This is a genomic window from Mycobacterium sp. 134 (assembly GCF_048282715.1).
GTDB classification, from domain to species: Bacteria; Actinomycetota; Actinomycetes; order Mycobacteriales; family Mycobacteriaceae; genus Mycobacterium; species Mycobacterium septicum.
In genome coordinates this window covers 2440450-2453732 of sequence record NZ_JBLVUN010000008.1, presented here as the reverse complement: position 1 = coordinate 2453732, position 13283 = coordinate 2440450, and the positions used below count along the sequence as shown (strand labels likewise).

Below are 13283 nucleotides of genomic sequence, written 5' to 3'. Positions count from 1 at the left end.
GTCGCGATGTCACCACATCACCCCGCGGAGGTGATCCAGCGGGCGCAGGTCGTGCGCGGCGAGGATGCCGCTCGGCGCGGAGCACACCGTGTCGATCGCGTTGATTGCGCGCGCCGCAGTGGCGATCACACCACCCTCGTTGTGGTCGACGCCCGCCCCACCGACGTGGGTGTTGATCTCGACGCCGGGGCTGCCCTCGATGACGACGCGATGCACACCGGGGTGTCCGTCGGGCGGGTACGGCCATTCCGGCGCTGCCGCCTCGGTCAATCGGTTGACATGCTCCATCGTGATGACCGCTGCGCCGTCGCGCATCCCCTCGACGCCGAACCGGACCGCTGCCACCTGCCCTGGGTCAACGTTCATCATGGTGCACTCGATGGGCGCAGAGGTGACCCAGGGCTCCCAGCGCTCACGTACCTCGTCGAGCGTCACACCCAGGTCGTCGGCCAGGGCGCGGACCTGCGCGCCCCACATGGAGGCAAGCACGCCGGCAGGGACATCACCGGGCAGTGGTCAGCCGGCTCTCCGAAACCGAAACTGGCACCGGTGAATTCGGCATCGTCGTAGGAACCGTAGTCGAATACCTCCTGCACCGTGATGGCGGTGGCACGCGCTGCCAGGCTCAGGGCGGTGTAGACGAGCGTGTCCCCGGAGAAACCCGGATCGATCCCGTTGATGTACAGCGTCGAATTCCCCGCGGCACAGGCCTCCCGCAGCGGCCCGCTCAACCATTCCCCGGCCTGATCGGGCGCGACCATCCAGACGAAGGAGGTCCCGACGACGTTCGTGCCGGCCCGCAGAAACCGGGTGATGTCGGACAGCGCCTCGGCCGGGCGGGTTTCGGCTTGTGACGTGTAGACGACACAGTCCGCGTTCAGGCTGACCAATTGGTCGATGTCGTCCGTGGCGATCACCCCGGTCGCTCCGTCGATGCCGCACAGTTCTGCCGCGTCGCGCCCGATCTTGCCTGCACCGGACGCATGTACTCCGACGAGCTCGAGATCGGGGCGTTCGATGAGGCTGCGCAGTGCGTGCCGACCCACGTTGCCGGTAGAGAACTGGATGACGCGACGGGACAAGGGATCTCCTCAGAGCAGGTCGGTGATGGTCTTGAGGCCGGCCTCGTAGAGGACACCGGGAAGCATGCCGCCGTCGATCTCTATGGTCGTGCCGTTGATGAAATCGGCTGCGCCGGAGGCGAGGAAGACACACGTCAGCCCGACCTCGGCCGGTTCGCCGCCGCGCTTCATCGGGACGGCGTCGAAGTACTTCGTTCCCGTCGGATCGTCTTTGGGCAGTACGAAGGACCGGAAGTTCTCTGTGATCGTCGGTCCGAGCGCGACGCAGTTCACCCGTGCCGTGGGGCCCCACTCCTCGGCCAGGGAGCGGGTCAGCTGGTTGAGACCGGATTTGGCCGCGCCGTACGACACCAAGGTCGGCGATCCGGCCGGGTGTCCCGCACCGCTGGAGATGTTGATGATGCACCCGGTGCCGTCCTGGGTCTTCATCTGGCGAAACACCCGCACGGCGAACCACAGCGGACTGATGAGGTTCATCTGAACGGCGAACGCGTGGAACAGCGCGGTGCGCTCGAAGTCGTCATCGGAGGACGGCGCACCCTGAATCTTCGACACCAGGGCCGGGACATCCTCGGCGTGCGGGGAGGGCACGGTGCCGCCGGCGTTGTTGATCAGGATGTCGATCCGGCCGTAGGTGTCGGCCACCTGCTGCACGAGGGCATCGATCGCGCGGTAATCGCCTTGGTCGCAGACCAACTGGGCAGACCGGTCCCGCCAGGCGTCCTCGATCCCCGGAATTTCCGACAGTGCCGACCGAGAGCACCCCACGACGGTCGCCCCGGCGCGCAGCAGTTCATGCGCGATGCCGACGCCCACCCCGCGGCTGGTTCCGGTGACGATGGCGACTTTGCCTTCGAGTGCTGCCACGAGTCAGAAAATTACACGTTTAATGTTTTGGCGGCAATGGTGCGCCACCGGCCTGACCATGGAGGGACGGTCTCGCGGCACCGTCCTGACTTCGAGGCGACGGTGTGATCCTCGTCCCTCGAGCCGCCGGCGACCACCAAGCCACCATTTATTAGGTTAGGCTAAGCTGCCCGACCGCGCCGGCTGCCGTCCAACGTCACGCGCCGAGGCCAGCGGGTCGCTCAATGACGAGAAACCCAGCGAGCACCACATCGTCACACGCTGAGCGCGCCGTCCACGGCGCCGGGGTGAGGAGACCACGTCTGAACGGCCGGTATGACCCCGCCCAAGAGAAGAGCAGCTGTGGCGTCGGATTCCTGACGCGAAAGGACGGCGTTCAGACCCACGAAGTCATCCGCATGCTGCACGAAGCGCTGTGCGCGGTGCCCCACCGCGGCGGTATGTCCTCGGAAGGCGTCGGCGACGGCGCGGGGGTGAACCTCGACCTTTCCCTGCGGTTCTTCGCCGGGCTCACCGGCCGCGACGACCTGCGACTCGGACAGTTCGGAGTGGGAAACTTCTTCCTGCCGACAGATTCCGATCAACATGGTGCCGCCGAGGCGGTCATCGACGAGGCCCTGGCGGCGCAGGGGTTCCGGACGTTGCTCAAACGGGATGTCCCCGTGGATGACTCAGCGATCAGACCGGCCGCCGTCAGATACCAGCTGCCCATCCGGCAATGGGTGTTCTGGTCGGGCACGGACGCGATTTGCGACCGCGGGATCCACGACGCCCTGATGGCCATCGAAGCCGTCGCCTACACGCATCCAGACCTCCAGGGGCTCTACCCCCTGTCGCTGAGCTCGCGAACCCAGGTCCTCAAGGGCCGGCTCAACTCCGACGAGGTGGTGCCGTACTTCCGCGATCTCTCAGATCCCCGCATGGAAGTGCACTCGATGTTCTTCCACACCCGGTTCTCGACCAACACCGCACCGAACGCCACCATGGCGCAGCCGTTTCGGCTCATGGCGCACAACGGTGAACTGAACACCGACAAGAAGAACCGACTTTCCGACAACGCGATCGCGCGGGCCCGCAATCGCGCGATCGTCCGCCCCGTGGGGCAGTCCGACAGCTGCCGCCTCGACCAGACATTGCAGAACCGGGTGCTGGAGGACGGCCTGGACCTGGTCACCGCCGTGGTCGCGATGATGCCGCCGGCCTGGGAGAACGACGCCACACTGTCGCCGAGGGTACGGGCGATGCTGGAGTACTTCAGCCTCTACGAGGAGAAGAACGACGGGCCGGCGGCGCTGATCTTCGGCGACGGCAACATCATCGGCGCGCGCCTGGACCGGTTAGGGTTACGCCCGCTGCGCACGGTCGAGACCGCCGACTACCTCGGGGTGATGTCAGAAGCCGGGCAGGTCCGCTTCCCCCGGCCGACGTGATCCGGCGCGGCCGTATCGAGGCCGGCGGCATGCTCTATTACGACCATGCCGAGCGTCGGTCCTACACCACCACCGAGGCACTGGAAAAGCTTGCGCATCAAGCTGATTACCCGGAAATGCTGGACGCCGCCAGGATCAACCTGAACGATCTGCCCGCCGTCGCGCCCGAGAACCAGCTCGCGCCGGCACGGTACAACGGCGACCTCAACCGGCATCAGCGATACGTCGCCTACTCGCTCAACCAGGAGAGCTTCAAGTTCCTGATGGACCCGATGCTGGCCACCGGCCAGGAGAAGATCTCGGCCATGGGCTACGGCGCGGCCATCAATGCGCTGTCCAATCACGAAGGGGGCATGGCCCGGTACTTCTCGCAGCGTTTCGCGCAGGTGACCAACCCTCCCCTGGACAGCATCCGCGAGGCCGACGGGATGACGTTGCGGGTGGCGCTGGGCGCCAGGCCCAACAGCGGGGCCGTCCCGGCGCCGCAGATCGTGGTTCCGTCACCGATTCTGACCCACCGCGACATGCTCAAGATCCGCGATCAGCAGCACACCCCGGTGCGCCGGTTCGGCATGCGATACCGGATCGATCTCGCCGACTCCGCCGCCAACGCCTGCGCACTCGTGAACGCCATCGACGCCCTGTGCGACGACGTCGAGGCATTCGCGCGGGACACCGGTGGTATCGCGGTCATCTCAGACCGGCACGTCGAGAGCACGCTGGCGGCAATGCCGCTCACCATCGTCATCTCCGCGATCAACCAGCGGCTCATCGAGGAAGGCCTGCGATTGCGGGTCTCGGTGATCGCCGAGAGCGGTCAGCTGTCCTCGTCGCACCACATCGCGACGGTGCTCGGTTTCGGCGCGTCGGCGGTGTACCCGTTGGCCGTGCAGATGCGGGCCGAGGAGAAGTTCGGCGACGGCGCTGACGTGGCGTTCAAGCAGTTCGCGAAGGCGGCCGAGAAGGCGCTCATGAAGACCATGGGCCGGGTCGGGCTGTGCACGGCCGAAAGCTACATCGGCGGCGAGTTCTTCGAGCCCAGCTATCTCGATACCGGGGACCCGGTGCTGCACCGCTACTTCCCGAACGTGGTTTCTCCGGTCGCCGGTGTCGGATTCAGCACCCTGGCCGCCACCGTGGCCGACTGGCACGCCCGCGCGCTGGCCGTCACCGGCGAGAAGGACATCCCGCTGCTGGGGTTGTTCAAGGAGCGGGCCGAGGGAGCCGGACACTCGTACGGGACCACCGCGGTACGGGGATTCGTCGACATGACCGAGGAGTCCATCTCGTTCGGCGACGAGGCGCGGCCCGAGAATCCCGACATGACCGATCCGGTGTTCCTGCGGGGACTGCCGCTGCACCAGCTCGAAGGCGCGTTCGGCCTCGATGACGAGGCCTACCGCAACAACAGCTTCGACGCGCTGACCCCACGAGCCATCAACAGCTTCGACATCACGCCCGGTTACCGCAGTTTCGTGTTCGCGATGAACACCGAACGCACCCGCCGCCCGGCAGCCCTGCGTGACGTGCTGGCGTTTCCGGCCGACGTCAGCTTCCTGCACAGTGCCGACGAATTCCGCTCCGAGTTGGGTCAATTCGCCCGCTCCGGAAACAACAGCTTCGCCGTCCGTGGTCTGACGTGCGGCCAGGTCGGTGACGAGTTCACGCTGCGGCTCGCGCACGGCACCGAACGTCTGGTGGCGCTTCAGGATTCGCTGACGCAGCGGTTCGGCGCCGACATCGTCGACTCCGAGGTGATCGGTGACCGGCTGTGGCTGCGTGCCGCCGGTGAAGCGCTGCGTTACCTCGCGAAGGTCCGGACCGCACCGGCGTCGATTCCGTTGGCCTCGGTGCAACCGGCGAGCGAGGTCGCGGCCACCCTGGCCTCGGGCGCGATGAGCCACGGCGCCCTGGTTGCTCCCGCGCACGAGGCGGTGGCGCACGGCACCAACATGGTCGGCGGCCTGTCGAACTGCGGTGAGGGCGGCGAGCATCTGACCCGCTACGGCACCATCCGCGGCTCACGGATCAAACAATTCGCCTCCGGGCGCTTCGGGGTGTGGGCGGGCTATCTCGCCGACCCGATGCTGCGGGAGCTGGAGATCAAGATCGGTCAGGGCGCCAAACCCGGTGAGGGCGGCCAGCTCCCGGCGCCGAAGGTGAGCGTGCAGATCGCCGCGGCCCGTGGTGGAACCCCGGGCGTCGAGTTGGTGTCCCCGCCGCCTCATCACGACACGTACTCGATCGAGGACCTCGCGCAGCTCATCCACGACTGCAAGGCCGCCCGGGTGCGGGTGATCGTCAAGCTCGTCTCGTCCGAGGGCATCGGCACCATCGCCGTGGGTGTGGCCAAGGCTGGGGCGGACGTCATCAACGTCGCCGGCAACACCGGCGGCACCGGCGCGGCCGCCGTCACCAGCCTCAAGTACGCCGGCCGGTCCGCCGAGATCGGCGTCGCCGAGGTGCATCAAGCGTTGTGCGCCAACGGTATCCGGCAGAAAGTGATGCTCCGCTGTTCGGGCGCCCACCAGACCGCCGGTGACGTGGTCAAGTCCGCACTGCTGGGCGCCGACAGCTTCGAGTTCGGCACCACCGCGCTGATGATGCTCAAGTGCGTGATGGCCAAGAACTGCAACATCAAGTGCCCGGCCGGGCTGACCACGAACGCCGAAGCGTTCGAAGGCGATCCGCGGGCGCTGGCCCAGTATCTGCTGAACATCTCCCATGAGGTCCGCGAGATCCTGGCCACGCTCGGCCTGGCGTCGCTGCGCGCCGCCCGTGGACGTAGTGACCTGCTGCACCTGCTCGACCATCCGTCGAGCATCGGCCGGCTCGACCTGCGCGCCATGCTTGCGGTGGCCGAGGAGTTCGTCGTCGACGCGCCGATCTACATGGAGAAGGACTACGCGGTCGACGACGCGTTCCTGGCGCAACTCGATCTGGCGGGCACGGCGTTCGCCCCGGTGCGCCTCACCAATCAGAACAAGAGTGTCGGCGGGCAGCTGGCCATCGACATCGAGCGGAAGCTCAATCACGAGGGCAGCCCTGCCTCCGGATCAGCGATAGCCACTGACGATCGGGGGCGCCGCTACCTGCTGCCCGACAGCGTGGCGATCACCACCACCGGATCCGCGGGCCAGAGCTACGGAGTGTTCTGCAACGACGGTATGACGCTGACCCACACGGGAACCTGTAACGACGGCGTCGGCAAGAGCGCGTGCGGCGGCACCATCGTGGTCCGCTCCCCCGGTGGCGGATCCGCCACCCCCGGCGGCAACGTGCTGATCGGCAACTTCGCCCTGTTCGGCGCCTCGGGTGGGCGGTTGTTCGTCGAAGGCGAAGCCGGTGACCGCTTTGCGGTACGCAACTCGGGTGCCACCGCGGTCGTCGAAGGTGTCGGAGAGTTCCTGTGCGAGTACATGACCAACGGTGCGGTGTTCAACATCGGCGGCTTCGGCAAGGGCGTCGCCAACGGCATGAGCGGCGGCTTCCTCTACCAGTACGACCCCGACGACGAGCTCGGTTCGAAGGTCAGTACTGATTCCGCGCTGATCGCACCGGTCACCGGGGCGCCGTTTCACGAGGTCGCCGCCCGGACCTTGCTCGAATGGCACGCGGCGGCCACCGGGTCGGCGAAAGCTCAAGCGCTGCTGTCGGACTGGGAGACCGCCCGCCACCACATCCGGTACGTGATGCCGCGCGCACTGCTGCAGTACCAGGACTCCGACGCGATCCTGGCAGCCAAGACCCGCAAAGAACTGCTCGACGAGCTCGCGGCGTCGCTCGCCGGATACCAGGTGCAGAAGTTCAAGCGCTCCTATCGGGACCGGCAGATCGTCCTCGGCGGTGCGGTACCCGGCTACGGCGATACCGACACCGAGGGCATGTTCGCGTTGCTCAACACCTACACGGTGCTGAACATGGCGCAGCAGTTGGCGCTGTCGCGAACACCGGGGGTGGCGGATGTGACCGATCCGCTGATCGGGAAGGCGGTCCGGAACCTCGTCCTGACCGAGGACTTCTTCCTGATCCAGAAGTTGCAGCGCTATGCCCGCGAAGCCATCGAGGTGTTCAGCGACGAAGAGTTGGCCGTGTTGATCGCGGACAAGCGGATCACCGATTACAAGGAGGCGCTGACGCAACGCAATGTGCTGTCGACGGACTCTCTCGGAACCTACGGCTGGATCCTGCACCAGAACGCCAAGAACACCGACAAGATCGGGCGCCTGCCCTCGTTCGAGGAGCTGTTCGCCCACAAGGTGATTCCCGACGTCGTGATGTCCGGCCCCACCGTCGCCAGCCTGGAGACCGCGTAACAGCCATGAAGATCGCCTACATCCCCCAAGACGCCCCGTTCAACGAGGACCAGCGCGCCTGGCTCTCGGGCTTCCTGGCCGGTCTGCACTCCCGGCTCGCCATGAACGTGGCGACGCCGCCGTCGACCGCCGACCAGGCGGCGCCGCGGCCGGCGCTGCGGATTCTCTACGGCACCCAGACCGGCAACGCCGAGGCAGTCGCGGGCGACGCCGCCGCGGCGGCCAAGGGCCAAGGATTCGACGTGACGGTGAGCGGGCTCGACGAGATCGCCCTTGAGCAGTTCGCCGGGTTGCGCTACGTCCTCATCATCACCTCCACCTACGGCGAGGGCGAGATGCCCGACAACGCCGAATTGTTCTGGGACGCCTTGTCCTCCACCCAGGCTCCACGTCTGGAGGGCGTGTCCTACGGTGTCCTTGCCCTCGGCGACACCAGCTACGACGGTTTCTGCCAGGCCGGCAAGCTCATCGACACAAGGTTGGAGCAACTCGGCGCGAGCCGCATCGTCGGCCGCGCCGACTGCGATGTGGACTACGAACAACAGGCTGCCGACTGGGTCCAGGGTGCGATCGGATCGCTGGTCACTCTGGCCGGCGCCAGCGGCAGCCCCGGCACTCCGCCCCCCAGCACCGTCGCCCGCTCCGGGTGGACCCGCAAGAACCCGTTCCTCGCCGAGCTGCCGGTCAATCGCCTGCTCTCCGGGACGAATTCGGCCAAGGAGATCCGGCACTACGAATTCGCCCTCGCCGACAGCGGGATCACCTATGAGGCCGGTGATGCGCTCGCCGTCGTCCCGCAGAACGATCCGGCGCTCGTCGAGGCCATCGCCGCGCACTTCCGGGTGTCATCCGACACACTCGTCGACGGCACGCCCCTTGGCGAACTACTCGGGCATCGGTACGAGATCAGTACACCGTCCAAGGATCTGCTGAGCGAGATCGAGAGCCGCGCCGAGAACGAGGAGTTCTCCCACGCGCTCCGCGGCGGGGTGAAGGAAGTGCTGGAGCGCTGGCTGTACGGCAAGGACGTGTTGGATGTGCTGCGGATCGGTGGCGATGCCCTCGGTCTTGAGGAGTTCATCGGACTGCTGAAACCGTTGCAACACCGTGCCTATTCGATCTCGTCGAGCTCGATGGCCCACCCCGATCACATCCACCTCACCGTCGCGAGCGTGCGCTACCGCAACACCGGCCGCGACCGCGGCGGGGTCTGTTCGACGTTCTTGGCCGACCGGTGTGGCCAGGCACGAATCTTTCTGCAACCCAACAAGTCGTTCCGGGTTCCCGCCGACGATGTGCCGATGATCATGGTCGGCCCCGGCACCGGCGTGGCACCGTTCCGGGCGTTCCTGCAGGAGCGCGAGCAACGTGGTGCCGGCGGGCGCAACTGGCTGTTCTTCGGGGACCAACACCGCGAACACGATTACATCTACGCCGAGGAGCTCGCGGCCTGGGAGCAGTCCGGCCTGCTCAACCGGTTGGATCTGGCGTTCTCCCGCGATCAGTCGGCCAAGATCTATGTCCAGAACCGGATGCGGGACAACGGCAGGGAACTCTTCGCGTGGCTGCAGGACGGCGGGCACTTCTACGTGTGCGGCGACGCGGCCCGGATGGCCAAGGACGTCGACAGCGCCCTGCACGACATCGTCGGTGAACACGGTGGCCTCGGTGTCGACGAGGCCACCGAGTACGTCAACACACTCAAGCGGGAGAAACGGTACGTGCGCGATGTGTACTGATGGTCGACGGTGCGAAAACTGCCCGGCCAAGCGGATCACCGCCGGGCCCAAGATAATTGCCCAGGCTCTCCCGTTCCTCGGCACCGTGGTGGCTGTCACCGCCAACGATGCCGCGCTGCTGAGCCACACCGGCGCCTACCTGGCCCCGGCTCTTCCCGGTGAGGCGTTGCGTTGCGGCGACGAGTACATCGGGCTTCGGCTGCATCCTGGACGCATCCGCGACACCTATCTCACGCCGCGGGCCTTGATCCTGGCCGACGAAACCGGGACTCACCGAGCCCATTTCACCCCGATGTCAGATCACCTCTCCATTCAAGCGCTCGAGATGGCGCCCGCCGGGCAGACCGAATCTATTGAGGCCGTTGACTGGTCGGCCGCCAGCTGGAGCGAAACCGACCAGCTGACCCACCTCGACGAACTCACTCCCCAGCGATACCAGGTGCTGCCGTTCACCGGCGCCCGCCAGATCGACCCGCGTGTCATCCCGCACCTGCTGGCCCACCTGGTCGACATGGATCTGCCGTTCACCGTCGGTGTCCCCGCCGGCGGATGCGTGCAGTTCCACCGCGGCCGGGCCGCGCTGTTCGACGGTTCCGGTCCACACTTCGCGGTGGTCTTCGGAGCTTGCCGATATGTGGTCGACCCCGTGTTCGTGGCGGAGTGCTGGGTCACGCAGTCGTCGAGTGCGGCCGGGCTGACATCGGCCCTTGAGCTCTACGACCACAGCAACCGCTGCGTCAGCGTCATCACCCAAACCGGACCGCTGTGCGAGCATCTGCATGAGGCCTGGGAAGCGATCGCGGCTTCGCTGCCGGAAGTCGAGCGGTAGCGGCGAGATTGCCACCGGTTCGCCGGTGGCTATCGCGCGAGCAGCGCCGCTTCCTGCGGGGTGACCAAGCGCTCCTGCTTGGCGGGATACCGGCGGCTCTTGATGGGGCAACGGATCAGCGAGAGGGCGATCCGCGCGGTGCGCGCGTCAACTGTTCGGCTGATGTACACGGCGGTTCACTCCGTTCCTCTGGTTGACCGTTGTCGGCTTGGTACCGGATACACGGTGCGTGGGGGCATCGGGTTCACGGCTCCCCGGGCAACATCGGTACCCCGGGGATCATCGGGTAGGCGCCGGCCGGTTGTTGCACGATGCCGGCCGGTTGTTGGACGGTACCGACCGGGGCGCCGAGACCCGGTTGACTCTTGTGGCCTCCGGTCAGTATCGACAGCAGCGATGCGTAGTCATCGATGGCGTTGACCAACGCACCGGGATCGAACGGCACCGCGGGCGCCTGGTCGTCGGTGGCGAGCGGCGTCCGCGGCGCGGCTGCGGCCGATGCGTTGCTCACCGCCAGGACCGCCAACGGACCCGCGAGGATCAACGCCGCATACCCGAGTCGTCGGCCAAAGGTGATGTATGCAGACATGCTGGTTTCCCCGATCTGACGTGAAGTGCATTTGTTGCACTTGAGTCACTTTGGAAACACTGGTCCGCAACGGTCACATTTGGGGCACGACACCGTCACAAATCGCACCCTATGGCGTGGCTTTGTCTTTGCCAGACAGCGGCTGTGAGACGCTGCCGCGCTCGTGGGAGGTCAGTTCTCCTTCAGGCCCAATGCGCGGACCATCGTGAAGAACAGGTCGGTCTGATCACTCAGGCCGACGATGTCGGCTGCACTGGGGCCATAGGCGGCGATACGCAGCTGGGATCCGGTGTGGCCCTGGTCCATCGCGTCGAGGTTGTCCGAGGTGCCGTAGGAGACGGTCAGGTTCTGGCCGTCCTTGCTGCGCAGGACCCGCGTCAGGCCCGGGTAGATGGCGTCGCGGGTGACCTCGAAGGGCAGTTTCGCCTCGGTCGCGGCGTCCTGGACATCCTCGACGCTCATGGATTCCACGATCTGGCTGCTGTGCGCATGGTCAGCGGTGACGATGACCAGGGTGTCCTTGTTCTCCTTGGCGAAATCGAGGGCCACCTTGGCGGCCTCGTCGAGATCGACGGTCTCGCCGATCTGCCCACACGGGTTGGCGGCATGGTCCTGCTTGTCGATCGAGGCGCCCTCGACCTGCAGGAAGAAGCCGTCCCCGTCTCCCTTGAGCAGATCGATGGACTTCTTGGTCATGGCCGCCAGCGTGGGCACCGCGGCACCGCGGTCCGGGTTGTCCTTGCACTCGGCGGCCGGTTGCAGATAGCCGCCCTTGCCGGCGACCGGTCCGTTCCAACGGGTCGGCATGTTGCCCTCGGCGAACAGGCCGAGCAACGGCGCATCCTGGTCGGCCTTGTCTGTGTTGTCGAGTTCGTCGGCATTGCGCACGATGGTGAAGCCGCGCTCCTTGGCCTGAACTTCCAGCGTCTTGCCTTGGTATTCACCGGCTTTGGCGACCTGCGCGAAGGTTTCGGCGCCGCCGCCCATCACCACGTCTGCGCGCGTTGCCAGCAGCTGCTCGGTGATCGAACCGTTGCCGCCCTTCTCCAGGGCGTTCGACGGGCAGTCCTTGGTCGTCTCGTCAGGTCCGTAGCAGTCCCGCTCGGTGACGTGGGCGAGCTGAACGGCCGGGGTGGCGTCCTGGATCTCGGAGGTGGTGATGTCGCCGGTGGCCTTGCCCGCCTCCTTGGCCAACTGCAGCAGGGTCTTCTGATCCTTGCCGTGGATGTCCACCGCGATCGCACCGTTGTAGGTCTTGGTGCCGGTGGCCCAGGCCGATCCGCTGGCCGCCGAGTCGGTGACGTATGTCGGCTTGCCGCTCTTGTCCAGCGAGTAGTGGGTGTACTGCCCCGTCAGCGGGAACGCGTCCAGCCCCGGGAAGGCGCCGCCGGCGCCGTGGGCGTAGTTGCGGGCCACGGTGATCTCCGAGTCACCCATGCCATCGCCGATCAGCAGGATGACGTTCTTGGCGCCGGTGTTCTTGATGGAGTCGGCGATCAGTGCGGAGCGATCATCGCCGGCCCGGGTGGCACCGCCGTGCTCGGACAACGTGCCCTTGGCAGCGGGGTCGAGCAGCGGCAACGACGCGTCGCCGTTCTTGCTTCCACCGCAGGCCGCAGCCAGGGCTGCCGTACACACCAACGCCGCCGCCACCACGTACCGCCTGCGAGTCATCCATGTCTCCGTAATCGTCGTCATCTCCATCAAGCCCACACATGGTTGAAGCTGCATGTGAACCGATGTTTGCCCGACAGTCGACACCCGGGTAACGGCAATCAAACAGATTGCCGGGCTATCGGGGCCGGCAGTTGCCACAACAGGCGCGACGTGTATTTGCGATAGGAACTACCTGGCAATTGGTCGCGTCAATATCGTCCAACCACCTTTGCCCACGTTGATACCGTGCGGCAAAGAGGAACGGGGATGTCCATGACGAAGCGCACCACAACCTGCCTCATCGGGGCGATCGCGATCGGTCTGGCCGCCACGGCGTGCAGTCCGGTGACCGAGAAGGCCGAGGCCACGACCACGACAGCGCCGCCGGCCACCACTGTCACCACCAGCGCCGCCGCGGGCGGTGAATCACTGACGTCACTGTTGCCGACACCGGCCGACGTCCAGCAGACCAAAGGTCCCGACGACATCGCCGACGGCGGAATCCACCTGCACTACCAGGTCAACGGCACGCCGGATGCCGTGATGACCGCATACAAGAACGCGCTGCAGGGCAAGGGCTGGGCGCTCACCACCATCATCTCCTCCAGCGGTGGCGGAGGTGGCGGGGCGACCTATACCGGCACGCACGGTGACGCTTACGGCGTATTCGACGGCGGCGGATATGCCAACAACACCTACATCGACGTGTGCACCTGGCCCGCGAAGCCGGCCAATCCCAACTGCAGTCGCAGCGATCGTTAGCGACGCGCTCTCG

6 protein-coding genes and 2 pseudogenes are annotated in these 13283 nt (G+C 66.3%); 4 read left to right on the top strand and 4 right to left on the bottom strand.

Translation table 11 applies throughout. The features are described from left to right. Positions 1 to 9 precede the first annotated feature (9 nt). Both ACNQVK_RS16470 and ACNQVK_RS16465 read right to left on the bottom strand, forming a co-directional pair. Positions 10 to 1082 (bottom strand): annotated as a pseudogene (locus ACNQVK_RS16470) (dihydrodipicolinate reductase). 9 nt (positions 1083 to 1091) lie between these two features. Beyond that, the gene (locus tag ACNQVK_RS16465) at positions 1092 to 1949 is read right to left on the bottom strand and encodes an SDR family NAD(P)-dependent oxidoreductase (RefSeq protein WP_418030368.1); all 858 of its coding nucleotides are present in this window, start codon (positions 1947 to 1949) and stop codon (positions 1092 to 1094) included. A 302-nt stretch (positions 1950 to 2251) separates the two neighbouring features. Between ACNQVK_RS16465 and ACNQVK_RS16460 the strand changes: the two are divergent. From ACNQVK_RS16460 to ACNQVK_RS16450, 3 genes and pseudogenes are all read left to right on the top strand, one after another. Then, positions 2252 to 7695: pseudogene (locus tag ACNQVK_RS16460) on the top strand (glutamate synthase-related protein). Positions 7696 to 7700: 5 nt separating this feature from the next. Beyond that, positions 7701 to 9434, top strand: a complete 1734-nt coding sequence (locus tag ACNQVK_RS16455; protein WP_418030367.1) for a diflavin oxidoreductase — start codon at positions 7701 to 7703, stop codon at positions 9432 to 9434. Further along, complete coding sequence (locus tag ACNQVK_RS16450; RefSeq protein ID WP_418030366.1) at positions 9424 to 10263, top strand: hypothetical protein; 840 nt, start codon at positions 9424 to 9426, stop codon at positions 10261 to 10263. Before ACNQVK_RS16455 ends, ACNQVK_RS16450 begins: the two co-directional genes overlap by 11 nt. 244 nt (positions 10264 to 10507) lie before the next feature. On the opposite strand, the gene ACNQVK_RS16445 is transcribed toward ACNQVK_RS16450, so the two are convergent. Together ACNQVK_RS16445 and phoA are read right to left on the bottom strand one after the other, a co-directional pair. Next, entirely contained in the window at positions 10508 to 10852 is a 345-nt protein-coding gene (locus ACNQVK_RS16445) for a hypothetical protein (RefSeq protein WP_418030365.1), read from the bottom strand. Between the two features lie 171 nt (positions 10853 to 11023). Further along, positions 11024 to 12526: an alkaline phosphatase gene (gene phoA / locus ACNQVK_RS16440; RefSeq protein WP_418030364.1), complete on the bottom strand. Its 1503-nt coding sequence runs from the start codon at positions 12524 to 12526 to the stop codon at positions 11024 to 11026. A 249-nt stretch (positions 12527 to 12775) separates the two neighbouring features. On the opposite strand from phoA, the gene ACNQVK_RS16435 reads away from it, so the two are divergent. After that, complete coding sequence (locus ACNQVK_RS16435) at positions 12776 to 13270, top strand: hypothetical protein (protein WP_418030363.1); 495 nt, start codon at positions 12776 to 12778, stop codon at positions 13268 to 13270. Positions 13271 to 13283: the final 13 nt, after the last annotated feature.